This window comes from Actinomadura graeca, from assembly GCF_019175365.1.
Lineage (GTDB): Bacteria > Actinomycetota > Actinomycetes > Streptosporangiales > Streptosporangiaceae > Spirillospora > Spirillospora graeca.
In genome coordinates, this window is the sequence record NZ_CP059572.1 from 4,744,442 (window position 1) to 4,767,970 (window position 23,529).

At 69.6% G+C, this 23,529-nt stretch carries 29 protein-coding genes, 1 tRNA gene and 1 other RNA gene; 19 read left to right on the forward strand and 12 right to left on the reverse strand.

Annotated features, from left to right (window positions below; translation table 11 throughout):
• Positions 1-88: 88 nt before the first annotated feature.
• Both AGRA3207_RS21015 and AGRA3207_RS21020 read right to left on the reverse strand, forming a co-directional pair.
• Entirely contained in the window at positions 89-574 is a 486-nt protein-coding gene (locus AGRA3207_RS21015) for a tRNA adenosine deaminase-associated protein (RefSeq protein ID WP_231328748.1), read from the reverse strand.
• Between the two features lie 154 nt (positions 575-728).
• Positions 729-944 (reverse strand): hypothetical protein, encoded by a 216-nt coding sequence (locus AGRA3207_RS21020; protein WP_231328749.1) that lies wholly within the window; start codon positions 942-944, stop codon positions 729-731.
• Positions 945-1,178: 234 nt separating this feature from the next.
• On the opposite strand from AGRA3207_RS21020, the gene upp reads away from it, so the two are divergent.
• From upp to AGRA3207_RS21055, 7 genes are all read left to right on the forward strand, one after another.
• Positions 1,179-1,817 (forward strand): uracil phosphoribosyltransferase, encoded by a 639-nt coding sequence (gene upp / locus AGRA3207_RS21025; protein WP_231328750.1) that lies wholly within the window; start codon positions 1,179-1,181, stop codon positions 1,815-1,817.
• Positions 1,818-2,147: 330 nt separating this feature from the next.
• A complete protein-coding gene (locus tag AGRA3207_RS21030) occupies positions 2,148-2,408 on the forward strand; it encodes a hypothetical protein (protein ID WP_231328751.1) in 261 nt (86 codons plus the stop codon).
• Between the two features lie 74 nt (positions 2,409-2,482).
• Positions 2,483-2,641 carry a hypothetical protein gene (locus AGRA3207_RS21035; protein ID WP_231328752.1) on the forward strand — a complete coding sequence of 53 codons (159 nt, stop codon included), beginning with the start codon at positions 2,483-2,485 and terminating at the stop codon, positions 2,639-2,641.
• 7 nt (positions 2,642-2,648) lie between these two features.
• A complete protein-coding gene (locus AGRA3207_RS21040) occupies positions 2,649-3,167 on the forward strand; it encodes a PH domain-containing protein (protein WP_231328753.1) in 519 nt (172 codons plus the stop codon).
• 340 nt (positions 3,168-3,507) lie between these two features.
• Positions 3,508-4,995, forward strand: a complete 1,488-nt coding sequence (locus AGRA3207_RS21045; RefSeq protein WP_231328754.1) for a helix-turn-helix transcriptional regulator — start codon at positions 3,508-3,510, stop codon at positions 4,993-4,995.
• Between the two features lie 164 nt (positions 4,996-5,159).
• A complete protein-coding gene (locus AGRA3207_RS21050) occupies positions 5,160-5,861 on the forward strand; it encodes a FadR/GntR family transcriptional regulator (protein ID WP_231328755.1) in 702 nt (233 codons plus the stop codon).
• Positions 5,862-6,047: 186 nt separating this feature from the next.
• Positions 6,048-7,358 carry a CynX/NimT family MFS transporter gene (locus tag AGRA3207_RS21055; protein ID WP_231328756.1) on the forward strand — a complete coding sequence of 437 codons (1,311 nt, stop codon included), beginning with the start codon at positions 6,048-6,050 and terminating at the stop codon, positions 7,356-7,358.
• A 129-nt stretch (positions 7,359-7,487) separates the two neighbouring features.
• Here the strand turns inward: AGRA3207_RS21055 and AGRA3207_RS21060 are convergent, their stop codons facing one another.
• Positions 7,488-7,799, reverse strand: a complete 312-nt coding sequence (locus AGRA3207_RS21060) for a type II toxin-antitoxin system VapB family antitoxin (RefSeq protein WP_231328757.1) — start codon at positions 7,797-7,799, stop codon at positions 7,488-7,490.
• Positions 7,800-8,173: 374 nt separating this feature from the next.
• Between AGRA3207_RS21060 and AGRA3207_RS21065 the strand changes: the two genes are divergently transcribed.
• Entirely contained in the window at positions 8,174-8,374 is a 201-nt protein-coding gene (locus AGRA3207_RS21065; RefSeq protein WP_231328758.1) for a DUF397 domain-containing protein, read from the forward strand.
• Between the two features lie 221 nt (positions 8,375-8,595).
• Here AGRA3207_RS21065 and AGRA3207_RS21070 read toward each other — a convergent pair.
• Positions 8,596-8,680 (reverse strand) — tRNA-Ser (locus AGRA3207_RS21070).
• A 10-nt stretch (positions 8,681-8,690) separates the two neighbouring features.
• A complete protein-coding gene (locus AGRA3207_RS21075) occupies positions 8,691-9,035 on the reverse strand; it encodes a DUF952 domain-containing protein (RefSeq protein ID WP_231328759.1) in 345 nt (114 codons plus the stop codon).
• 173 nt (positions 9,036-9,208) lie between these two features.
• Between AGRA3207_RS21075 and AGRA3207_RS21080 the strand changes: the two genes are divergently transcribed.
• The gene (locus tag AGRA3207_RS21080) at positions 9,209-9,484 is read left to right on the forward strand and encodes a hypothetical protein (RefSeq protein ID WP_231328760.1); all 276 of its coding nucleotides are present in this window, start codon (positions 9,209-9,211) and stop codon (positions 9,482-9,484) included.
• A gap of 150 nt (positions 9,485-9,634) precedes the next feature.
• Here the strand turns inward: AGRA3207_RS21080 and AGRA3207_RS21085 are convergent, their stop codons facing one another.
• Complete coding sequence (locus AGRA3207_RS21085; RefSeq protein WP_231328761.1) at positions 9,635-10,642, reverse strand: alpha/beta fold hydrolase; 1,008 nt, start codon at positions 10,640-10,642, stop codon at positions 9,635-9,637.
• 548 nt (positions 10,643-11,190) lie between these two features.
• Here AGRA3207_RS21085 and AGRA3207_RS21090 point away from each other — a divergent pair.
• From AGRA3207_RS21090 to AGRA3207_RS21110, 5 genes are all read left to right on the forward strand, one after another.
• On the forward strand, positions 11,191-11,847 hold the full coding sequence (locus tag AGRA3207_RS21090; RefSeq protein WP_231328762.1) for a hypothetical protein: 657 nt from the start codon (positions 11,191-11,193) through the stop codon (positions 11,845-11,847).
• Between the two features lie 352 nt (positions 11,848-12,199).
• Positions 12,200-13,462 carry a S8 family peptidase gene (locus AGRA3207_RS21095; RefSeq protein WP_231328763.1) on the forward strand — a complete coding sequence of 421 codons (1,263 nt, stop codon included), beginning with the start codon at positions 12,200-12,202 and terminating at the stop codon, positions 13,460-13,462.
• A 613-nt stretch (positions 13,463-14,075) separates the two neighbouring features.
• Positions 14,076-14,609 carry a hypothetical protein gene (locus AGRA3207_RS21100; protein WP_231328764.1) on the forward strand — a complete coding sequence of 178 codons (534 nt, stop codon included), beginning with the start codon at positions 14,076-14,078 and terminating at the stop codon, positions 14,607-14,609.
• Positions 14,590-14,979 carry a hypothetical protein gene (locus AGRA3207_RS21105; RefSeq protein WP_231328765.1) on the forward strand — a complete coding sequence of 130 codons (390 nt, stop codon included), beginning with the start codon at positions 14,590-14,592 and terminating at the stop codon, positions 14,977-14,979. The genes AGRA3207_RS21100 and AGRA3207_RS21105 overlap by 20 nt, the downstream gene beginning before the upstream one ends.
• A gap of 300 nt (positions 14,980-15,279) precedes the next feature.
• Positions 15,280-16,341 (forward strand): LLM class flavin-dependent oxidoreductase, encoded by a 1,062-nt coding sequence (locus tag AGRA3207_RS21110; protein WP_231328766.1) that lies wholly within the window; start codon positions 15,280-15,282, stop codon positions 16,339-16,341.
• Positions 16,342-16,828: 487 nt separating this feature from the next.
• Here the strand turns inward: AGRA3207_RS21110 and AGRA3207_RS21115 are convergent, their stop codons facing one another.
• The 6 genes from AGRA3207_RS21115 to AGRA3207_RS21140 form a co-directional block, all read right to left on the reverse strand.
• Positions 16,829-17,191, reverse strand: coding sequence for a hypothetical protein (locus tag AGRA3207_RS21115; RefSeq protein WP_231328767.1), 363 nt, complete (start codon positions 17,189-17,191; stop codon positions 16,829-16,831).
• Positions 17,192-17,402: 211 nt separating this feature from the next.
• Complete coding sequence (locus tag AGRA3207_RS21120; RefSeq protein WP_231328768.1) at positions 17,403-17,585, reverse strand: DUF397 domain-containing protein; 183 nt, start codon at positions 17,583-17,585, stop codon at positions 17,403-17,405.
• A gap of 54 nt (positions 17,586-17,639) precedes the next feature.
• A complete protein-coding gene (locus AGRA3207_RS21125; protein ID WP_231328769.1) occupies positions 17,640-17,822 on the reverse strand; it encodes a DUF397 domain-containing protein in 183 nt (60 codons plus the stop codon).
• Between the two features lie 72 nt (positions 17,823-17,894).
• On the reverse strand, positions 17,895-18,077 hold the full coding sequence (locus AGRA3207_RS21130) for a DUF397 domain-containing protein (protein WP_231328770.1): 183 nt from the start codon (positions 18,075-18,077) through the stop codon (positions 17,895-17,897).
• Positions 18,078-18,129: 52 nt separating this feature from the next.
• A complete protein-coding gene (locus tag AGRA3207_RS21135; protein WP_231328771.1) occupies positions 18,130-18,309 on the reverse strand; it encodes a DUF397 domain-containing protein in 180 nt (59 codons plus the stop codon).
• Complete coding sequence (locus tag AGRA3207_RS21140; protein WP_231328772.1) at positions 18,306-19,121, reverse strand: helix-turn-helix domain-containing protein; 816 nt, start codon at positions 19,119-19,121, stop codon at positions 18,306-18,308. The genes AGRA3207_RS21135 and AGRA3207_RS21140 overlap by 4 nt, the downstream gene beginning before the upstream one ends.
• Positions 19,122-19,266: 145 nt before the next feature.
• On the opposite strand from AGRA3207_RS21140, the gene AGRA3207_RS21145 reads away from it, so the two are divergent.
• From AGRA3207_RS21145 to AGRA3207_RS21165, 5 genes are all read left to right on the forward strand, one after another.
• Positions 19,267-19,662, forward strand: a complete 396-nt coding sequence (locus AGRA3207_RS21145; protein ID WP_231328773.1) for an ATP-binding protein — start codon at positions 19,267-19,269, stop codon at positions 19,660-19,662.
• Positions 19,644-20,012 (forward strand): hypothetical protein, encoded by a 369-nt coding sequence (locus AGRA3207_RS21150; RefSeq protein ID WP_231328774.1) that lies wholly within the window; start codon positions 19,644-19,646, stop codon positions 20,010-20,012. The genes AGRA3207_RS21145 and AGRA3207_RS21150 overlap by 19 nt, the downstream gene beginning before the upstream one ends.
• A gap of 209 nt (positions 20,013-20,221) precedes the next feature.
• Positions 20,222-20,317, forward strand: an RNA gene (gene ffs, locus AGRA3207_RS21155) — signal recognition particle sRNA small type.
• Between the two features lie 40 nt (positions 20,318-20,357).
• Complete coding sequence (locus AGRA3207_RS21160) at positions 20,358-22,817, forward strand: DNA polymerase III subunit gamma and tau (RefSeq protein WP_231328775.1); 2,460 nt, start codon at positions 20,358-20,360, stop codon at positions 22,815-22,817.
• Between the two features lie 137 nt (positions 22,818-22,954).
• A complete protein-coding gene (locus AGRA3207_RS21165) occupies positions 22,955-23,464 on the forward strand; it encodes a YbaB/EbfC family nucleoid-associated protein (protein WP_338028200.1) in 510 nt (169 codons plus the stop codon).
• Positions 23,465-23,529 lie beyond the last annotated feature (65 nt).

Sequence of the window (23,529 nt, forward strand, 5' to 3'; positions counted from 1 at the left end):
GGGGTTTTGGGGCGGTTCGGGGTCCGTGACGGTGCCGGGGAGGGGCCCGGGACGAGGCGGACGGGCGTCGCGCGTCGGTCCACGGGCGTCAGCCCACCGCGTCGAGCGCGCGCTCGAAGGCGGGGGCGAAGCCGAGGCGGCCGGCGATGCTGAGGAGCATCTCGTCCGGATAGAGCTCCAGGTCGCCGGAGATGGCTCCGATCTCCATCTCGTCCAAGCCCAGGTCCGCGAAAATCGACATGTCGCCGACGGGCAGGACCTGGTCGAGTTCCTCGTCGTCCGGGATCGGGATGTCGAGATATTCCAGGACCTGCCCGGCGAGCGGCCAGTCGACCGACGCCGTCACGTCCGACAGGAACACCATCACCTCGTCGCCGAGGATGCGTATCGCCACGAAGAAGTCGTCACCGACCGAGACCAGCCCGATCGTGCCGCCGAGGCTCGGCTGCTGGCGCAGGGCATGGATCAGCCCCGCGAGGTCCTCGGTGAGCGCCACCGGGAGGATCTCGGCCTCCCAGCGGTCGTCTTCCCGGTACACCACGACGGCGAAGTCCGCCGCGTCAACATCCGTCATTTCCACCCCACCGGCGCGGTTCCTGCCCAGGCATGGTCGCAGATGCGGCGCGCCCTCGCGTCCTCCACGGCCAAACTGGCCACCGCACCCGGATGTGAGATCGGGAGTCAGTGCCGTTTTGCGGTGCGCAGGGTGAGGGCACGCCGGGGCCGCGTCAGTGGATGCGGAACGTGCGGCGGCGTAGCGCCGCGTGGATCCGCGCGCGCCGTGAACGATGGGGGGTGACGCGGCGGCGCAGCTCACGGGCCTCCGCGAGCTCGCGGAGGAAGACCGCGCGGCGGCGCAGATGCTCGCGGACCTGCTCGGGGGAGATGTCACCCTGCGGTTCGGGCTTCGGAGCGGGTTCCGGGTCGGCTGTGACATCGGTCACCGCGGCCGCAGGAGGAGGGGAGACGGGCTGCTCAGAGGGGTCGGAAGCGGTGGTCCCGGAAGGATCCGGCACGGGATGCGCAGGCGGATCCGGCGCGGGTTCGCGGACCCGCGCCGGGAGCATCGGCTGCTGATCGCTCTCGTCACTCATAACGGCATACTGCCCAGCTCACGGACGTCCTATCCTGTTCTGGCGCGGACTGGCAGTCATGACCAGGTGGGCTACGGTGAGCGCATGCAGACCCTCGCCGTCGATCACCCGCTCGTCGCGCACAAGCTCACCACCCTGCGGGACGAGCGCACCGACTCCCCCACGTTCCGGCGTCTCGCCGACGAGCTGGTGACCCTCCTGGCGTACGAGGCCACCCGCGACGTCAGGGTCGTCGAGGCCACGGTCCGGACGCCGCTGGTCCCGGCCGAGGGGGTCCAGCTGGCGAGCCCCAAGCCGCTGGTGGTGCCGATCCTGCGCGCGGGTCTCGGGATGCTCGACGGCATGACCCGGCTGCTGCCCACCGCCGAGGTCGGTTTCCTCGGGATGATCCGGGACGAGGGAACGCTCCAGGCCCAGACGTATGCGACCCGCCTCCCGGACGACCTGTCGGGCCGGCAGTGCTACGTCCTTGACCCGATGCTGGCCACGGGCGGGACGCTCGCCGCGGCGGTCAAGCTGCTCCTGGACCGCGGCGCCGACGACGTCACGGCCCTCTGCCTGCTCGCCGCCCCCGAGGGGCTGAAGTATTTGGAGCAGGCGTTCGAGGGGACCGCGGCGCCCGTCCGGGTCGTCACCGCCGCGATCGACTCGCACCTGAACGATCAAGGCTTCATCATGCCGGGCCTCGGCGACGCGGGTGACCGTCTCTACGGCGTCGTCTGACCCTTCGTCACCGCGCGGCCGCCCGGCCGGGCGCCCTTCCCATTGCCCAGTCGCCACTCTGGCCTCACCTGGACGCCACTCCGCCTCGGCGCCGCCATCGTCGCGCGCGTGCCCGGCCGCGGAGGCGCCCGCCGCTTGGGGCGCTGCGGCGCCGAGCGGCATGCGATTCCGGGACGGTGCGGATTCGTCCGCGGACGCACCGAAGCATGTTCGTTCCTGATGGCAAGGGGTAATAACGCGCTACGGAACGTCAGTCAGCGTTCCCCTCCGCCGCCCCGGCACAGGGGACCGTTTCGGACCGGGCGGCGCGAGCGAACCCGAGGAAACGTCATGGCTCACCAAGGGGACGGGGATCTGCCGCGCTACGCCGCGATCGGCGAGCGGCTCATCGAGGAGTTCGAAGGGGTGCACGCGGCCGAGACGGTGTCCCGGTGTGTGGACGCCGCACGCTACGGGGCCGAGGAGGTCACGGGGTCCGCGCCGTCCGATCTGGTCGAGCGGATCGCGCGCAGGCATCTGGAGGTGCTCGCCACGATCGTGGCCGAGAAGCGGCGCAAGGCGCGCCGTTCGTCTCTCGACAACGCGCCATAGACCTTGCTTTGCCGGTGATGCGGCCTGTGCGAGACTGAACCGGGGTCCGTGGCTCGACGCTCCGGGAGGCTGCCGTGCCCGCAAAGAAGTACATGACGTGGGCCGCCGCGGCCTTCGTGGCGTTCTACGTCATCAGGGAACCGGACCGGCCCGCCCGGTCGGTGGGACGCGCGGCCGGCGGGCTCGCATCCGCCGCGGGATCCCTGTCCACCTTCGTCAACGCGCTCGCCTGAGGCCCGGATGAGGCTCGTTACCCCCGGTGACTCCGCCCCGGCGTCGGTGAACAAGTACCTCCTCCCGCACGAGAACCAGGTCATCACGGTGCGGCGGCATCCCGCCGTCCTGATGGTCCCGGTCGGTCTCGTCCTCGGCGGCCTGATCGCCGCCGGCGTGCTGAGCAACGCCGTCAACAAGACCATGGGATGGGTCTGGTGGGGCTGGCTGATCCTGCTCGCCTGGTTCGTCTGGCGCGTCGCCGAGTGGTCCGTCGACTACTTCGTGATCACCAACCAGCGGATGCTGCTGACCACCGGCCTGGTCACCCGCAAGGTCGCGATGATGCCGCTGGCCAAGGTCACCGACATGAGCTTCAAGCGGACGATCGCCGGGCGCATGCTCGGCTACGGCGAGTTCGTCCTGGAGTCCGCCGGCCAGGACCAGGCGCTCTCGACGGTGGAGTACCTGCCCTACCCCGAGCAGCTGTACCTGGAGGTCTGTGAAATGATCTTCCCGAACAAGAACCCGTCGGCGGACGACTGACACCGGCTCAGGAGCGCGACCCCGATTCTGGAGCGCGACTCCGGTTCCGGAGCGGGACTCCGGTTCCGCCGCAAGGTGGACCTTATCTCGGGTTTTTACCGATCACGGGGTTCTCGTCGGATACGGTCGGAGTCGACAGGCGCCGTGTTCCCCGGACGGGGCACCGGCCGACCGGCCGGGGTGCGGGGCGCGGCGCTGGCAGCACGGTCCTGGGGGGTGGGCAGGTCCCCGCGGGCGGCGTCACCCCACGCCGCTTCATTACTCTCGATGTGCGATAACCCGCAATGTGCAATCATGTCGGCACCCCAGCCGCCTGATTACTTCCGCTAAGTGAGTCCACATGCCGGGTCCAGGCAACGTCGGCGAACGTGTCCGCAACCTGCGGCTGACCAGACGCTTGTCGCAGGCACAACTCGCCGGTCACGACCTTTCCGACAGCTACATCTCTTTGATCGAGTCCGGGAAGCGCACTCCGACGCCGACCGTGCTGCGCATGCTGGCCGAGCGCCTCGGCTGCACGCCGGAATACCTAGCCGAGGGCGTGGAGCCGGAGCAGCGTGCCCATCTGGAGGTCCGGGAGCGCCACGCGCACCTCGCGCTGATGGGCGGCGACCCCGCGACGGCCGAGGCGGGCTTCGACGAGGTGATCGCCCGCAGTGACGACCAGGAGCTGACGGCCCGCGCCCGGTGGGGCCGCGCCCGCGCCCTGGAGGAACTCGGCCGCACCGACCACGCCATCGCGCTGTTCGAGGAGCTGCGCGAGCACGCCGAACGGGACCCCGGCAGGGCCAGCTGGCTGCCGCCGGTGATCGCGCTGGCCCGCTGCTACCACGCGGTCGGTGACCTCGGGCAGGCACTGGCGCTCGGCGAGCGCGCCATGGAGCGGCTGCGCCGCCTCGGGCTGGGCGTGGGCCAAGAGCACACGGAAGCCGGACGGATCCTGCTCCTGGCCTACGTGGACCGCTCCGACCCCGTCCGCGCGCACGAGATCGGACGGCGCCTCCTTTACCCGGAGGTCTCCGGCGACGTGCCGTCCACGAGCGCCTGCTACCAGCGCGCCAGCATCCGCGCCCTCGAAGAGGGCACGATCGGCGATTCGCTGTACTTCGCCGACCAGGCACTGGCGGCGCGTACCGACAGCACTCCCGTGCAGACACACGCGCGCTTGCACCTGGCCGCGGCCAAGGCGCTCCTCAGGGGCGTCATGCCGTTCTCGAAGCCGGCCCCCTCCCCGCTGCCCGGTGTAGACGGCGCCGCCGTCCCGCAGTCCGGTGAGTACACCGGCACGGACGGGATCGAGCGTCCTCGCCCGGAAGTCGTCCCTGAGGCGGCGCGGGAGGCCCTCGACCTTCTCCAGGGGACATCCGTCCTCGAAGGGGCGGAGGCCACCGAGAGCGCCATCGCCAGGGCGCGCGCGCTCGTGCTGGTCGGCGAACTGGACGAGGCCATCTCCCACCTCGAAGGGCTGCTCGACACGGGACTGGCCCTCGCCCCGCCGGACGAGGCGCCCGAAGCGGTCGCGGAGCCCGATGACGACCTCAACGCGCGCACGCAGAAGACCGTCCTGGCGCGTGCCGTCCTGGCCCGTGCCCGGATCGCACAGGGGGACGTCTCGGCCGCTCAGGTGGTCCTCAGGGCCGCGTCGGACCAGCTGAGCACGCTTCCCTCCGGGAGAGCGGCGGCCATCCTGTTCCGCGAGCTGGGCGAGGTGTACGAGCTCGTCCAGGACATGGACAGCGCCGCGAGCGCCTACCGCCGCGCGCTGGAGGCCGCCGGGCTCCACGCCGCACGCGCGCAGGAGGCCAACTGCGATCTGGGCCGCGTCTGACGGTCCGCGCGCGGCGCTGACCGTCAGAGACGCGGGCGGCGCCGACCACCTTCGGCATGTGACCAAGGGGGCCGGAATAAATCTCCGGTCCCCTTGGTCTTACCATTGAGACATGGGATGACCGGCTGACCGGATGTCCCAGCCGGACCGACCGAGGGGGACCGTTGACCTTGCGCACCGCCCGCCGATCGTCGCTGGTCGACCAGGTGATCGACCAGCTCAGGAGCGAGATCGCCGCGGGGGTCTGGCCGGTCGGCGGCAAGATCCCCCCGGAGCCGGTCCTGTCGGAGTCCCTCGGCGTCGGCCGCAACACCGTCCGCGAGGCCGTCCGCGCCCTCACGCACACCGGCCTTCTGGACAGCCGCCAGGGGGACGGCACGTACGTCCGCGCGACGAGCGAGCTGTCCAGCGCCGTCCGGCGGCGCCTGGAGACCGCCGAGCTGATCGAGATCCTGGAGGTCAGGCGCGGCCTGGAGGTCGAGGCGGCCCGGCTCGCCGCGGCGCGCAGGACGGCCGCGGACGTCGCCGCGATCGACGCGGCCCTCGCCGAGCGGAACGCGGCCTGGGCGGCGGGCGACCGCGCCGTCTTCATCGAGGCGGACCTCGCGTTCCACACCGCCGTCGTGGACGCGACCCACAACCAGGTGCTCGCCGACCTCTACCGCGACTTCAGCGCCGCGCTGCGGGCGAGCATCAGCGCCGCCGGGACGCTCCTCGAAGATGAGGACGTCGCGCACGGACCGATCGCCGCCGCCATCGAGGCCGGTGACGCGCTGGCCGCCACGTCCGCCACCCACGCGTGTCTCGACCAGATCCTCGCCTCGACGGCTCCGAAACCCGCGCGCGGCCCGGCTCCCGCCACCTGACCACCCGAATCCACCCCTTACCGGCCACCTCGCGCCCACCCCACGGACGCCACCCGGCCGGACGTCCACGACCCGCCCAGGGTCGGCGACGACCGCGGCCATCCGACGATGCATGCCGCCCGGTGCGAGCCGCCCTGCCCGAAAACCCCAGTTCGACGTACCACCACAGCGCATGACGAAGGCGAAATGACTTCCTCGGCAACGACCCCCGCTACCCGAGTCCCCCGCACCACGGCGGCCTGGTCCCTCATCGGGCTGGTGCTGCTGACGGTCAACCTGCGCGCCGCGATCACCGGCGTCTCGCCGCTGCTCGGCGACCTGCGCGACGTGCTCCACCTCTCCGGCTTCCAGGTGAGCGTCCTCACCACCCTCCCGGTGCTGTGCCTCGGCGTGTTCGCCTCGCTGGCGCCGGTCCTCGCGAACCGCCTCGGCACCGAGGCCGCCATCGCCGGGTCGCTCGTGCTGATCACACTGGGGATCGTGCTGCGCATCGTCCCGTCCCCGGTGGCGCTCTACCTTGGAACGGTCCTGGCCGGTGCGGGGATCGCGATGGGCAACGTCCTGGTCCCCGCCGTCATCAAGCGCGCCTTCCCCAGCCGCGTGGGCTCGCTCACCGGCCTCGCGATGATGGTGATGGCCGCCAGCGGCGCCGTCGCGGCCGGTCTCGCGGTCCCGCTGCACGACGCGGGCGGCTGGCGGCTGGCCCTCGCCGTCTGGGCCGTCCCGTCCCTCATCGCGGCGCTGACCTGGGGCCCGCTCGCGCTGCGCGCGCGTCGCCGTCCCGCCGTCCCGTCCGCTCCGGCACCGGTCACGGCCGCCGGTGGCGGCCAGGGCCGGGACGAGGGGTCGCTGCTCCGCTCGGGGACGGCCTGGTCCGTCGCGGCGTTCATGGGCCTGGCGTCGCTGATGTTCTACGTCCTGCTGTCGTGGCTGCCGGAGATCATGCGGGACGCCGGGTACGCGCCCGCGGCGGCCGGCATGATGGTCTCGGCCATGATGATCGTCGGTATTCCGCTGGGGTTCCTCGTCCCGGTGGCCGCCGCGCGGCTGCGCGACCAGCGCGTTCTCGTCGCCGCCCTCGCCGTGATCATGGTCGTGGGCCTCGTCGGGCTCCTCACCGCGCCCGCCGCGGGCTGGGTGTGGGCCGTCACGCTCGGCATCGGGACGGGCAGCGCGTTCCCGCTCGCCTTCACGCTGCTGAACCTGCGCTCACCGGACCCGTCGACCGCCGCGCGCCTGTCCGGCATGGCCCAGACGAGCGGCTATCTCCTGGCCGCGGCCGGGCCGCTCGCCGTGGGCGTCTTGCACAGTGCGACAGGCGGCTGGGACATTCCCCTGGTCCTGCTGCTCGTGCTGGTGGTGCCGGAGATCGTCTCCGGCCTGCTGGCCGCGCGCCCGGGGTTCGTCCAGCCGAACCCCGCCCGCCCGGAAGGGCACGCGGAGCACCTGGTCGAGCCCAAGGAGATCGCAGTCCCGGAAGCCGCCCGGGCACGCTGACCCGCCGTCACCTGCGGCGGCGTGCGTTCGACCGATCGCGCGCCGCCAGACCGGGCGCACGCCGCCCGACCCTCAACAGTGGCCGGGACGCCTCCGGGTCGTCCCCGGGTCGTCTCCGGAACGCGACGATCACCTGTGGATGTCGACGGCGTCGAGATCCAGGACGCGGGCGTGCAGGACGAGGCGCTGGTGGAGCGCGGCGCGCAGGGCGCGGTGCAGCCCGTCCTCCAGGTACAGCTCGCCCCTCCACTGGACGACGTGGGGGAACAGGTCGCCGTAGAACGTGGAGTCCTTCGCCAGGAGCGACTGGAGGTCCAGTTCCCGCTTGGTGCTGACGAGCTGGTCGAGGCGGATCTGGCGCGGCGGGATCTTGGCCCAGTCCCGGGAGGTCAGGCCATGCTCGGGGTACGGCCGTCCGTCACCCACCGCCTTGAAGATCACCCCATGAGTCTACGGTGTCGGATGGGGCGAAAGAAGGCGCCGTGACCGCAGGGGATCCCTGACTCCGCACCCCGGTAAACCATTGACAGTGCTGCTCAGCCGAATGGCGGGAATCCACGGGTGGAGTCAAGCCCGGCCGCCGGTGAACTCCGGTGCGGCGCTCAGCAGCACCGAGCCGCGCCGCCAGGGGGACGCGAACCCCCGTCCTCACCGCCCCATCTTCCTATTCCTGCCACGCCGGACAATCACCGCCCCACAATAAACGCACCACGTCAAGTCTTGCCCGCTGGGCAATCGCGGGATAGAACTCGATTGGGAGAGGTGATACCCCGCACATGTGCGAGCGCGGGCATGAGCGGGGAGAGGGGTGCGGAATGTCAGCTCCTGATTGGTCTCTCTCTGTGTGGCGCAAGAGCACCCGAAGTCACGGCAACACCAACTGTGTCGAGGTTGCGGTGTGCTGCGACATCATCGGCGTCCGGGACTCCAAGGACCCCGGAGGCGCGGTGCTCGGCTTCACGGAGAGGGATTGGCGGACGTTCACCGACACCATCAAAAGGTCCGGGAGACTTTGAACCGGTAATGCTCGCGACCCGGACCACCACGTAGCACCAGAATTGTCGAGCACGAACGCAGGGCCCTCGGCGGCGACGCGCTGACCGCCATTCCGCCCAGCCGAACGGCGGTACGGCGATGATCGTCGCCACGGCCCGTCCAGCGTCGGCATGCCCGACACGACACGAAGGCCCCGCCCGGGTCGTCCCGGAGCGGGGCCTTCGCCTACCTGCTCGGCGAGCGGAGGATGCGAGATTCGAACTCGCGAGCGCTTGCACGCAACACGCTTTCCAAGCGTGCGCCCTAGGCCACTAGGCGAATCCTCCACGAGAGAGCCTACCGGGTCCCGGGCACTGAGCGGACATCAAAAACCGCCGACACCGGGATCGGGCCGTACACGTGGGGAAAGACCTGGTCACCGACGGGTTCGTACCTGACGGGGGACCCGACGCGCTCAGCGTCGATCACCAGCAGGACGAGGTCCGCGGGGTCGACGGCGGTGTAGAAGGCGGCGAGCACGCCGTCCACCTGGGACGCGTTGGACGAGCAGTGGATGAAGCCCTCCTCGTCCAACGTCCTGCCGAGCGTCGACATGGTGTAGGGGGCGCCGGTGTCGCGGGCGGACTCCCAGTGATGCCGTTCGGCGATGTGCAGGAGCGTCTTCTGCGGAGGCGTGGGCATGGGGCAAGCGTAGGCGGAGGCTGCCCGCGGCCCAGTCCGGTACAGCCTCCTGTACCGGGTATCGGAGTGCTGGCTGGCTCGTCCGCCACGTCCGGATCTTCTAACGTCGAGGTGCACGGTCATCCGCGGGGGGTGGCCGCGGCTCCGCTCCCACACCGCATGGAGGACGGCCCGTGAGCTCGAGGACGTTCATCGCCGCCGGGGCGACCGCCCTGGGACTGCTGATGGACGCGGCCGTCACGGCCACCGTCACCGGCGCGGAGCCGCAGGGCGCAGGGTATGTCGCCGAGTTCGACGTGAGCGGTGAGACCTCCGAGGTCCGCCTGGTCGAGCGCGAGGACATCGAGGACGCCCGTGCGCTTCTCGACCGCCGAGCCCGTGGGTCGAACCGGGGCGACGGGGACTTCTGGGACGCCGTCATGGTGTCGCTGGCCTCGATCCCCCATTGACCCGCGGGCTCCGCGGCGACCACATCGATCAGTCCCGGAACGGGCGTTCGCGACCGCCGTCCGCCCGGACGACGCGGTCCGTCCCGCCAAAGGGGGGACGGGACGGACCGCGTGGCCGGACCCGAGCCGATCCGGGGACGGTCCCGGTGCCTACTTGGCCAGGAGCTCGGTCAAGGCGGCGTCGATGAACGCCGTGTCCTCGGGGTTGCTGCCGTGCCCGGCGAAATGGCCCCAGACGCCGGGGATCACGCGGAGCTCGGCTCCGGGGATGTGCTGGACGGCCCACGCCTCGTCCTCGGGCGGGAAGTACAGGTCCTTCTCCGCCGGCATGACCAGCGCCTTGGCCTTGATGGAGGCGAGGGCGGCCTTGGTGTCGCCGTTGAAGCCGGGGGTGAGGCCGACGTCGGCGTTCTGCCACGTCCACAGCATCGTGAGCAGGTTGTTGGCATCACGGTCGTCGAGGAAGAAGCCCTCCCAGAAGCCGACGAGGAAGTCTTCGAGAGAGCTGTAACCGAGCTTTTCGTAGAGCCGGTCCCAGTAGAACGCCTGGGAGAACCCCCACCCGGCGTACACGCGCGCGGCTGCGCGTAGGCCGCGAGTGGGCGGGCTGGTGTACCAGCCACCCTCGAAGGCGGCGTCGGCCGTGAGCGCGGCCTTCACCCCTTCGAGGAAGACCTTGTTGTGGTAGCTGGTGTTCGACGAGCCGCAGAAGGGGGCGATGCGCTCGACCATCTCGGGGTGGCTGACGGCCCACTGGTACGTCTGCCCGGCGCCCATGGACCAGCCGGTCACCAGAGGCAGGCGTTCGATGCCGAAATGCTCGGTGACGAGCCGGTACTGCGCCTCGACGTTGTCGTACATGGTCACGTTCGGGAAGCGGGCCCGGTCGTAGGGCGGCGGGGTGTTGCTGGGCGAGGTGGACAGCCCGTTGCCGAGCATGTTCGGGACGATGATGAAGTAGCGGGCGGGGTCCAGCGCCATCCCCTCGCCGATGAGCCACTCGTTGTCCGGGTGACGGCCCGAGTACCAGGTGGGATAGACGATGGCGTTGCCCTTGTCGGGCGCTAGGACGCCGTAGGTCTCGTAGGTGAGCTGCGCCCCGCGCAGGGTCGCACCGCTCTGCAGGACGAAGTCGCCCAGCTCGAAGATCGTGGCCATGTAGACCCCCCTTACTTCCAGCTGAAACTATTTCGGACGGAATCAATCGTCAAGAGAGGCAAGTCCCCTCCCGGCCTGTTCAGTGGTCCTGTACCCCGCCTGGGCGGGGATGGACGGCCGACGGGCGGACCTCGCTCTCCGGTCCCCGGGCTCCGGGCCTTGCTGATCGTGGCCAGTCCCGCGCGCGACCGGCGTCGTCCCTGCGCGCGGACGGGACGGTCGCGCGGCGGACGACCGGCCTGAGGCTCGTCCTCTCCGCGTCGCCCGGAGGACGGGGATCGGCGTGGCATTGCGACGATCTCCGACTGTGCACCTTTTGTCGTCACAGGCGATGCGCTAAAAAACTGTTTACATAAAGGTCTTCACTCCATCCCCAACTTTGGGGGGTGCTGATCAGAGCGCAGGCCGCCATACCGTCAACTCGACGAAGGGTCGAAGTAAAAGTGAACTGAATCGGATGCGGGGAACGATCACTGTGCCGTGGTCTGCACCCGGTTATCCGGAACGTTCACTTCGGCCTTCACGACATCGATCGGGAGACGGGGAAGATGCAAATCCGAAGCGCACACATATGGAGAAAGGCTGCGGTCGCGGCACTGGTATCCGGTTCCCTGGGGGTCGGACCGGCCGCGCACGCCGGCACGTCCGCGGCCGTCGCGCCGGGGGGCGTCGCGTCCGGCCGTGACCACCGGGCACCCGCGGCGGCGCCGCCGATCAAGGACTGCGACCCCGACGGCCTGACCACCGGTGACCAGCAGATCGCCCACCGGCTGGACGGGACCCTGCGCCCCGGCGGCGCGATGGGGACCCGCATCACCCCGTACCAGGTGTCGTGCGCCCGGGTCGTCGTCCGGACGGTCAAGGATCTCTGGCGGCTGGAAAGGCGCGCCGCCGTCATCGCGATCACCACGGCGATCGTGGAAAGCCACGTCCAGAACCTGGACGGCGGCACCGGCAGCAGTGTCGGTGTCTTCCAGCAGACCGATATCTGGGGACCGCGCGAGACGAGGCTCGACGTGGAGCGGTCGACGGATCTCTTCATCGACGCGATGCTGCGGAAGTTCCCCGGCGGAGCCTGGAAGAACAAGCCGATCGGTGAAGTGTGCCAGGCCGTCCAGCGCTCCGGTTTCCCGCAGCGTTACCAGCCGGAGGTGCCGGACGCCGAGAAGATCGTCACTGCGCTGGGCATCTATCGAGCCGGATGACGGCGCGGGGCCGTATCCGCGCCAGTCGCGGCGACCACGGACGCGGATACGGCCCACGGCGACGCCATCACCACCCAGGCGGCGGCCACGGTCATATACGAAACTCTGCCAGCCTGCGCCGATGCGATGTTCCGCTTCCTGGTGATCAGCTTCGCGCCTCGTCGCCCCACCGATAAATGTGTCTCTCACCTGCGGATTCGCCGCAAAGCGAGAACGACGGGAAAACTGACGGATGAAACGGCCCTTTTAGGCAGTTCTGACGGATTGTTCTGCCTTGGACGGAACCATATCGTGATGCCCCGGCGGTCCGACCCACGGCCGTCCGCGCCACGATCGATGGAGGCGAACCAGGATGAGAACGGTCCAGAAGAATCGAAGACGGCCGGGGGCCTGGCACCCGGCCGTGATCGCGGTCACCGTGCTGCTGTGCGTCGGCGGCCTCAGCAGCCCGGTGAGCGCCGCCGAAGGCACCGTGATCAACGCGAACGCGCGGGGCGCGGTCGACGGGCAGTACATCGTGTCCCTGAAGGGCGCGACGTCGCTCGCTCCCGGCGCGGACGCCCCGGTGGCCGCGCAGTCGAAGGATCTGGTGCACCGCTACGGCGGCTCCGTGCAGGCCGTTTTCAGCGCCGTGCTGCGCGGCTTCGCCGCCGACATGACCGCCAAGCAGGCCGCGCGCCTCGCCGCGGACCCGGCCGTGCGCTACGTCCAGAAATCGGTCGTGGTCCACACGGCGGACGGCACCAGGGCCGGCGGCAGCCAGTCCAACCCGCCGTCCTGGGGCATCGACCGCGTCGACGGCAAACAGGACCGCGTCTACAACTACCCGCGCGGCGGCAACGGCGTCACCGTCTACGTCCTCGACACCGGAGTCCGCATCAGCCACCAGACGTTCGAGGGCAGGGCGGTCGACGGCTACGACTTCGTGGACAAGGACACCACCGCGCAGGACTGTCACGGTCACGGCACGCACGTGGCGGGCACCGTGGGCGGCAAGGAGTACGGCGTGGCGAAGAACGTCAAGATCGTCGCCGTGCGCGTCCTGGACTGCGACGGCTACTCCCCCGACCGGTTCGCCATCCAGGGCCTTGAGTGGGTGGCGAAGAACGCCAAGGGGCCGTCGATCGGCAACATGAGCATCGGTTCCGATCCCCCCAACCCGGAACCGGCGGCCTTCCGCGAGGCCACAAGGGCGGCCATCCGCGCGGGCATCCAGTTCTCGATCGCCGCCGGCAACGACTCCAGGAACGGCTGTGACGCGCCCAGTGACGTCGCCGAAGCCGTCACGCTCGGCTCGACGGACGAGGGCGACTGGGTGTCCTTCTTCTCCAACTACGGCCGCTGCCTGGACCTGTTCGCGCCGGGAGGCGACATCACCTCGGCGGACAACGGGTCCGACACCGGCTCGGTGGTACTGGGCGGCACGTCGATGGCGACGCCGCACGCGGCCGGGGCGCTCGCGCTCTACCTGGAGGGCCACCCGACCGCGTCCCCCCAGGAATCACGTAACGCGGTGGTCAAGGCGGCGCAGTCCGGCGTCATCTCCAACCCCGGCAGCGGCTCCCCCAACCTGCTGCTGAACGTCAGCTCGCTCGCCGCACTCGCCAGGCACTGACAGGACGGGCTCCCCGTCACCGACCCCTCCGCGGGATCACGTGACGCCGTCCGACGAGAAAGAGGCGTGAGGGCACGCGTCCGGCACAGGTCAAGCGGCTCCCAAAGCATCGTGACCAGCAGGTCACTCAGACGCCGCACCCTTCGGGCCCTGGGCCGTACCCTCCGCCGCGGTCGGACGTTCCGCCCTTCGCCGACGAGACGCGCATCCACGCGTCCACGCCCCATGTCTCGGGCGCCGAGAAGCGCCCAGCTCAGCCGAAGCGCCGGGCCGGATCGAGGCGATCCACCCGCCTTCCTCTCACGTCCTGGGGCCCCGCCGCGTCATCCGCGTCGACGGCCGCACCATCACCCCCGATTGTCGCGCACCCGCACGCCGCTCCGTAACGCATGGTTAAAGTCATTAACTGTGTGTCACATGACTCAGGTTCCCCGGCCGAGGGGGATGAGCCTGGGGACGGCCGCCGTCGCACCGCCGTCGCGGAGCAGGAAGAGCAAGGCGGGGGCTTCACCGAAGAGGACGGCCGAGAGGCCAAGGAGAACTCTCTGCCCTCAAGTCGATCCGCACTGTCATTGATCTGTGACAGAAAGTGATGAAAGGATGGTCGACCGTCATGACTTCCGATCACCCAAGCATTCGCAGGCGCCGCCTCGGACGGGCACTCACCGCGCTCACTCTGGCCTGTGGTTGCACGGCCGCCTCGACGGCGCTCACCGGCGTCGCCTCCGCCGCCTCGGTGAGTCTCGCCGGTGACGCCGCAGCGGCACCGGCCGGGGACCTTCACGACACCTCTGCGATGAGGTCCGGCACGGTCGCCGTCCGCGCGGCGGGAACGCTGCGGGCGCCCTCCTGTAGAAGCATCACCTTCACCGGGAACGCCGGCCGGATCAGCGTCCAGACCAGTCCCGGAGGAAGTGTCGCCTGGGGCATCTACATGCACGACCCCAGCGAAAACGCCGGACCGTGGGTCGTGGACGTCTACGTCGGCAACCGGCGCGTCGACCACAAGACGCAAAACTACCCACCGCACGGCAGCGTGGCGCCCCGCGACGCCAAGTCAGGAAGGATCTTCACGATCAAGGCGACCCATACCGACCTGAAGGGTCGTGTCTCCCACGAAGTCCCCAATGGATGCGTCATCCCATAAGCTCGCCGCCCTGCTGGCCGAGCGGCTCGCCGGTGTCCTTCCGCGCCCGCTGACCGTGCGGGCGGAAGGGCATCGGCTGCTCATCACCGCCGGCGGGTCACCGCAATGTGGCTCAGCTGCGGCGATCATCGTCGAGGACCCCGGCGACGACCTCGACGCCCGCATCGAGACCGCCGCTACCGCCGTGCTCAGCGACGTCCAGGACTGCGTCGCACACATCCTGACCGAACCCTGGCCACCAGCCCAGCCTTACGGCATGCTCCCGCCACCCGGCGCGCGCGCCACGGCCTCGACCGTCCGACTCTGGTACGGCGACGAAGAGAACCCGTGCGTCACGCTGCCTCCCATCGACAAGACGGAATTGCGATAGCCCGGCGTGCCCGCCGACCACCTGCGCATCGGCCGGCGACGACACCGGTCGCCCAGCCATCCGAGCCTTCCTCGTCCGCCCGCAACCTGCATGGTTTCGATGTGCCACACATGTTCACGCTCTGCGCTGCACCCGCTTCCACCAGGCAACGTCCCATGCCCATGCCTAAAGCGCAGAAGGAAGATGCCGCCTGTGCGCATACGCCGAGGGCGAATCCAGTGCGGATCTGCATACTGCTTCGCGCTCCGGCTGTGAACTGTCAGTGTGGGCGAGTCCGAGTCTCGCGCCATGGAGGAAGCGATGCGTGCAGGTGTCGTGGTCGCCGCACAGCCCGGTGTCGAGGACCTCGCCGTCCGGGCCGAGGAACTGGGCTTGAACAGTTTCTGGGTCAACGACACTCCGATGGCCCACGGAGACCCTTTCGTCGCGTTGAGCCTGTGCGCGAAGGCGACCAGCCGCATCAAGCTCGGCATCGGCGTGACGTCACCGGCGTTGCGCTCGGCTCCGGCGACCGCGTGCGGAATCGCCAGCCTCAATGCCCTGGCGCCGGGACGGATCATCTGCGGGGTCGGCACTGGGAACACCGCCCGCCGCACCTTGGGAATGCGGCCCACCACAGCGTCCGCGCTAGAGGATTTCGTCACCTCGTTACAGGATTTGTGCGCAGGACGCGCCACCTGTTACAGCGAGGGCGACCGGAGCCGCGACATCCGTTTCCTGCACACCGGCGGGCACGTGAACACCACCGACCCGATCGAGTTCGTCGTGGCCGCGCTGCTCGGCCCGAAGGCCGCCGCGGTCGCCGGCCGCCGCGGCACCGGCCTGATCTCCTTCGGCCTGCTGCAACCCGCCGCCTGGCAGGCCCTCTACGAGGCTCGCCGTCACGCCGCACCGGGCGACCCCGGCACCCGCACGGACTCCTACCTGGTCACCGCCCTGCACATCCTCGAACGGGATGAGGACCCTCACGGCGACGCGGCCCGGGACGCGACCGGCCACGTCGTCCTGTCGCTGCTGGCCTTCGCCGCCGACACAACAGCCCAGCCGAACGCCTTCGTGGAGCGACTCGACCCCGAGGGACGCGAGGCTGTACAGCGGTTCCTCGACCGGCGCGGAACCACTCCCACCGCGCCTGACCGGCACACCAAGCTCTACCCCGGCTATCTCGGACGCATCGAACCGCAAAACCGGGACCTGATCCTGCCGTCGGTGATGAACGCCCTGACCCTGGTCGGAACCCGCGACGACCTCCGCGCCCGCATCGCCACTCTGGAGCAGGACGCCGGAATCGACGAACTGATGATTCAGCCGGTGGTCGACCCAGCCGCCGAGATGGCCCGTTTCGTCGACCTCCTCCGCTGACCAGCCAGACCCTGCACAGCACCGCCCCGCCCCGATGACCGCGCAAGCCGTGCCCATCGGCCCACTCGACCGCGACGGCCTGATCGCGCTATTCCAGCGCGCTGTGTGTCGGGCCGTCGCTGACCCCACCTCGCAAATCACGGTCCCTCGACCAGCTACCGCTCTATTCCGCAGCCATGGCGTCGAACCGCTGCTCGTTCAACGCGTGTACGACCTCACACACGTGGTCATCACTGACCTGCATCAACGTTCTGATAGATGAGGCAGCCCGGCCGTGGGCAGACACCAGCACCACGGTTGCCGACCGCACCCCCGTGTCCTTCGCCGTCCTGGTGAGCTCCTACGGACGGCGGCCCTCTTCATCGACAAAGGTTGGACGATCACCTCGGGCTTCCGAGCCACCCCAGCTTCAGGAACAGACCTGGACCAAGCATGGCCGTCATACCCGAAGTGCCCGGTCCGGTAGAAGTCTTCCAACCTCCGTGGGCTACGCAGTTCTCGTGCGGTCCTGACGATCGTCAGCGGGTTGCGCAGCTCGCAGGGCCGCCGAGATCTGGGCCGCGTCGAGGTCCACGATCACCTCGTCGCCGTTCCATTCGCCCCGTTCTTCAACGGCCAGGCCGATGAGTGCCAGCTCGGCGGCAGCGTCACGCAAGGTCCACTGCTCGTGGTTCTCGTCGCCAACGGCGCCGAGCTCGTCGCGGCTCCACGCAGCGACCGCAGCCTCAGCCACGGCCCGGGACAAACTCATCGACAGCCGAGGCACCTGCCCGGCGAACTGAGTCCCGATCTCAGCGAGTACGTCCGCGTCCTGCCGATACCGCGCATACTGCCGCTCATCGCCCTGCATAGCCCGAGCCTATCCAGCGCTGGCAGCAGCCGTCGGCACGCTTTGTCCGAGCGAAAGCCCGTCCGGCACTCCAGGCGCTGTCCCCCGGTCGAGATGCTACGGCGGCGCGCAGAGACAATCTTGTTAAGCCCGTTCGTTCTGCTCGTACCTTTCGGAGGGAGGCATGTGCCAGATCCGAGGTGAACGAAGGCTTCCGGTCGTTCGCGGGGCGTTAGCGCTTCAGTTCCGCGAGCAGGGTGGCGAGGTTGTTGTGGGTGATGAGCAGCTTGGGACCGTCGGGGTCCTTGGAGTCTCGGACGCCCATATGTTCGCCTAGGTCTGCCAGTTCGACGCAGTTGTCTCCCTGCGAGCTGCTGTGGCTGCTTTTTCGCCAGGGGGCTGTGTTCAGGTCCATCGATGTGCTCGTGATTCTCTAGGGGCGAGCAATATGAGGATAGTCCGGGTCGGGCTAGCGCTTCAGTTCCGCGAGGAGGGTCGCGAGGTTGTTGTGGGTGATGAGCAGTTCGGGGCCATCGGGGTTCTTGGAGTCTCGGACGCCCACATGTTCGCCCAGGTCTGCCAGTTCGACGCAGGCGTCGCCTTGAGAGCTGCTACGGCTGCTCTTGCGCCAGATGATCGGAGCCGTGTCCACCGGCTTCACCTCCACTCTCAGCGTTTCGAGTCATCATTCGGTGTTCGGGGGGCTGGCGGTGTTCGCCGGGTGTTAGCGTTTCAGTGCCGCTACCAGGTCTGCGAAGGCGTCTCGGCGAACAGTCAACCTCGGGCCGTGGGGATGCTTGCTGTCACGTATGACGACGGTTGCTGTAGCCGACGCCAGTTCGACGCACTCTCCTCCGTTGGAGGCGCTGTGTGATGCCTTGCGCCAGTGAAGATCATTCAGGTCCATGTGCTCGTGATTCTCTAGGGGCGAGCAAACTGTGAGGATGGGCCGGGAGGGGCTAGCGCTTCAGCTCCGCCAGGAGGGTCGCGAGGGTGTTGTGGGTGATGAGCAGCTTGGGACCGTGGGGATCCTTGGAGTCTCGGATGCCGACGGTCTCACCGAGGTCGGCCAACTCGACGCAGGCTCCTCCGTTGCTACTGCTGTACTTGCTCTTCCGCCAAGCGGGACGTGAAGTCATGGCTTCCACGCCTCCTCCGCAATCTCTCGGATCAATGCCGCCGACATGGATGTCGGGAGCGCGTGCGTGCTGATGTCGGTGAAACGTCGAAACAGCTTTTCGATGTCGGCCCGACCATCTCTGATGGTCCCATGCGGCTCGCCTTCGGTATAGGCCACATGTTCGCCGCCGGGCAGTGTGGCGATCATGAATGCTCCAGAGTTGCCGGGGTGTGGCTCACCGTCCGGGATGACCTGCACGCTTACGGTCGGTGACGCCACGTCGGCGAGGTGATGAAGCTGGGTGAACATCACGCTGGGTGTGCCGATGCGTGACCGTAGGACTCTTTCGGGGAGGACGTAGATCAGCCGAGGTGGTGGTGGGTCCTCCCGGGTAAGTACGGCCTGGCGCTCTATTCGTCCCGCGACCTTCTCCTGGTCGCCGTACAAGAGCATCTCGGCGACGCTCGGGGTCTGGAGAAGGCCGGTGACCACGAACGGCTCGTAGATGCGCAGTACCTCGGCTTGGCCTTCGATGTTCGGCCAGTCCTCGAACCATTTCGGGAACGCTGCGGAGCGTCCGTCGAACAGGCCGTCGTGCAGGTGGGCGAGGGCTTCGCGAGTGTCCAACACCTGGTCGCACTGCTCGGCGAAGACCCGGTCGCAGCTGGACTTGCCCAGCTCGATGTCTCCGATGGTGGACGCGGCGAAGGGGATCTGGTCCGCGAGTTGAGCGAGGGAGAGGCCCGCCAGCTGTCGGTACCGCCGGACTTCGGAACCGAACAGATCAAGCGGACCGCGCGAAGGGGTCAGGCGCTTCGGGCGTTGCGGCATGGCTCCTCCTGATAACCGGGGATGACCGGAGATGCACGCAGAGTCGCGATAATGGCCGCGACCAGGCACTTTGCCTCTCTCGTCATTTTCTCGTGGAGGACGCTCGGTAGCAGGCATTCGAAGAGTTCTCCGAGGTGATCCTGAAATGTCCGCTCCGACCCTTGCCCTAGAGGTCCCGCTTCCGCTCGTTCTTGAGCCCACTGATCGGGCGCCGGGGGTGGCGCGGCGGTTCCTTGCCGAGCGGTTTCGGGAGTGGGGGATCGCCGACGACGGGGACGGGCGGCTTGTCGTGTGCGAGCTGGTCACGAACAGCCTCAAGCACGGGGAGGGGCCGATCGTCGTGCGGGTCCTCCGCGACGAGCGCGACGGCCATCCGGTCGTGGAGGTGTGGGACGGCGGTCCGGGACGGCCGGTGGTCCGGCCGGTGACCCCTGGGGCGACGTCTGGCCGGGGGCTCCGGCTCGTGGCGGAGGTCGCATGGGCGTGGGGCGTCCGTCCGCTCAACGAAGGAGGGAAGGTCACTTGGGCGAAGATTCGCTGACGGGCCGCCGGGTGCGGCGGATGATCCGCCTCCATTACTTGAACTGGCGCGCGGAGTGGCACCGCGAGACCGTCCTGCGGCATCTGGACACGCTCGCCCTCGCGTTGGAACGGCAAGGGTGGAGGTGCGTGAAGAGATACCATCCCGAGCTGATCCCGGTCCGCGTCCCGCTGCTGCGCGTCTACGGCGCCGACATCGCCACGACCCTGTGCGTCATGGCGATGCCCGACGGCAGGTGGGGTTTCCACGAGGCCGCGCGGGGACGTGCCGGCCTCTTGTGCCACTGCGGCGACATCACACGGGCCGTGCAGATGGTCGACCGGTTGTTGCGAGCTCGCTCGGCGCGATGAGTAGAGGAGGGGGTCGTCTCACGGTGGGTGGGACGGCCCCCCGGCCCCCCGCCTCTCTCCGTTCCCCCGGACGGAAAGGGGCGGGGGCCTTCGCGTGCGGAGGGGTGTTTCCTCGTCCGCTGGGATCTTGGGTTGGGGATCTCAGGTGGGTGTGCGGCGTGGCTGGGTGGTTGCGGCCTACCCGGGGGCGCGGATGCCATAGACTCTGGGCAGACCCCTCGCACGGCGTCACCCTGTGAACCTCCCCAGGGCCGGAAGGCAGCAAGGATAAGCAGGCTCTGGCGGGTGTGCGGGGGGTCCTTTTCGCTTCTGACGCTCTGCTTCTTGAGGGAGGGCGGGCCCCCGATGAGTCTGGCGCTGTACCGCAAGTACCGGCCAGCGACGTTCGCCGAGCTGAAGGGGCAGGAGCACGTCGCCGAGCCCCTGCAGCAGGCGCTGCGCAACGGCCGGATCAACCACGCTTACCTGTTCAGTGGTCCGCGCGGCTGCGGCAAGACGTCCAGCGCCCGCATCCTCGCCCGCTCGCTCAACTGCGAAGAAGGGCCGACCCCCGACCCGTGCGGCAAATGCGACTCGTGTGTCGCCCTCGGGCCGTCGGGGACCGGGCACATCGACGTCATCGAGATCGACGCGGCCTCGCACGGTGGCGTGGACGATGCCCGCGATCTGCGCGAACGCGCGTTCTTCGCGCCCGTCTCGGCGCGCTTCAAGGTGTACATCATCGACGAGGCGCACATGGTCACCCGCGAGGGTTTCAACGCGCTGCTGAAGCTCGTCGAAGAGCCGCCGCCGCACCTGAAGTTCGTCTTCGCGACCACCGAGCCGGAGAAGGTCATCGGGACGATCCGCTCCCGGACCCACCACTACCCCTTCCGGCTGATCCCCCCGGGTGTCCTGCAAGAGCTGGTCGAAGAGATCCTGAAGTCCGAGGACGTTCCCTACGAGGCTTCCGCGCTGCCCCTGGCCGTCCGCGCCGGGGCGGGTTCCGCCCGCGACACGCTGTCGATCCTGGACCAGCTCCTCGCCGGGTCGGACGAACAGGGCATCACCTACGCGCGGGCCGTCTCGCTGCTCGGCTACACCGACTCCGCGCTGCTGGACGAGGTGATCGCCGCCTTCGCCGCCCGCGACGGCGCCGCTGTGTTCGCCGCCATCGACCGGGTCGTCGAGAGCGGCCAGGACCCGCGTCGATTCACCGCCGACCTGCTGGAACGCATCCGCGACCTGGTGATCCTTTCGAACGTTCCCGAGGCGGGCGGGACGGGCCTGCTGAACGTCCCGGCGGACGAACTGGAGCAGATGCGGCGGCAGGCCGCGTCCATGGGACCGGGCGAGCTGACACGCGCGGCGGACCTGCTGCACACCGGGCTCACTGAGATGCGCGGCGCCACATCCCCGCGGCTGCTCCTGGAGCTCATCAGCGCGCGGATCCTGCTACCGGCGGCCTACGAGGACGAGGCGTCCATGCTCGCGCGCCTCGATCAGCTGGAACGGCGGGCGGCCGCGGGCGGATTCGGGGGAGGCCAAGGCGGCGCTGTGCCGGGAGGCGGCGGCGCGGGTATGGCCCCCGCGTTCCCGTCGGGCGCTCCCGCGTCGGGTGCGTCGCCTATGCCGCAGGGCCCGGGCCCGGCTGCCGGGCCCGGGCAGCGTCCGGGACCGTCTTCTTCTGGGGGGCGGCAGGAGCAAAGGCCAGCGGAACAACCCCCGACCGCCCAGGGGGGCGACCCCACTTCTAGTGTCAACCGCCCCGGTACGGCTTCGGAAGCTGAACGCGGTTCTGTGGATAACCGCTCGGCGAGCGGTCCGAGCGGTCCGAGCGGTCCGAGTAGTCCGGGCGGCCCGACCGGTTCAGGGGGCCCGAGCGGCTCGGCCGGTTCAGCTGGATCAGGCGGTTCCAGCGGTCCCAGCAGTTCAAGTGGATCCGGTGGTTCCGGCGGTGCTGGTGCTTCCGGTCGTGTCGGTGGTCCGAGCGGTCCCGGTGGTCCCGGCGGTCCCGGCGGTCCTAGCGGTTCCAGCGGTTCCGGTGGGTTGAGCGGGTCGGGCGGTTCTGGCAGTTCGGGGCAGCCGGGCGGTACTGGTGGCGCGTCTCGTCAGGATGCGGCCCCGGCCGCGCCCTCCTCCGGCGGGGGGATGGACGTGGCGACCGTCCAGCAGTACTGGCCGGACATCGTCGAGGCGGTCAAGCAGAAGAGCCGCGCCACCTGGATGGTGATCATGTCCGGGGTGCGGCCCGTGTCGCTCGAAGGGCGCGTCCTGACGCTCTCGTTCGACGCGGAAGGGTCCCGGCTCGGCTTCGTCAACGGCAACCGCGACGTGATCCTCTGTGAGGTGTTCAAGGAGCACCTCAAGGTCGACTGGCGCATCGAGACCGTGGTCGGCGGTGCGCCCCCGGCCGGTGGACGAGGCGGACCGAACCCGGGAGGCGCCCCCCGCGGAGGCGGAGGCGGAGGCGGCGGCCAAGGGGGGCAGAGCCCCCGATCAGCGCCCGGAAGCGGATTCGGGACGGCCTCTTCGTCTGGGTTCGGCAGCGCGCAGGCCACGCAGCCCGCGGCGTCGCCCGCACGGGCCGGTGCCCCGCAGGGCCCAGGCTCCGCGCGGTCGGCGGCGGGCGGGGATCCCGGGCCGCCGCCCCCGCCGCCGGACGAGCCCCCGCCGCCCCCCGAGCCCTCTCCCGTGGACGAGAGCGACGAGGTGGACCCCGAGGGCGACGCCGACGCCGAGGGCAACGAGGCGGAGATGAACGGGATGGCGCTCATCCAGCGCGAGCTGGGCGGGCAGATCATCCGAGAGATCGACAACTCCTGAGCGGGGAGTCGGCGCACCGGCCGCCCGGACGTACCGCAACCCGGGAGGAACCCGTAGTCTCGTGAGGACGGACGTCCGGTGATCGGCGGGTCGCCCGAACAGAAGGCCCCCGCAAGGGCCGGAACAAGGAGTGCACGGTGGAACCCGGTGGTCAGCTGAACATCCAGGAACTGCTCCAGCAGGCGCAAGCCGTCCAGGAGCAGCTTTTCACCGCGCAGCGCGAGCTCGCGGAGGCCGAGGTGAAGGGCACCGCGGGAGGCGGGCTCGTCACCGCGACGGTGAACGGCGAGGGCGAGGTCACCGGCCTGTCGATCGACCCGAAGGCCATCGACCCCGACGACACGGCCGACACGGCCGAGACGATCGCCGACCTGGTGCTGGCCGCGATCCGTGACGCGTCCCGGGAGGCCCGCGAACTCCAGCAGGAGAAGATGGGGCCGCTCACCGCCGGCCTCGGCGGACTCGGCGGCGGAATGCCCGGCTTCGGCGGGGGCGGGATGCCTCCGGGAATGCCCGGTGGCCTCCCCGGCGGCTTTCCCGGCCTCGGCGGCGGAACCGGCGAGTCCGGCGAGTCCGGTGGGGCAGGCGGGTCCGGTGGGACCGGCGGGACGGGCGAAACCGGTGGTAGCGGAGGGTCCGGCGCCTGACCGTCCTGGTGGACGGGACACGACTCGTCACCGTAGAAGTCAGTAGAACGCGAAGAAAGGAAGGG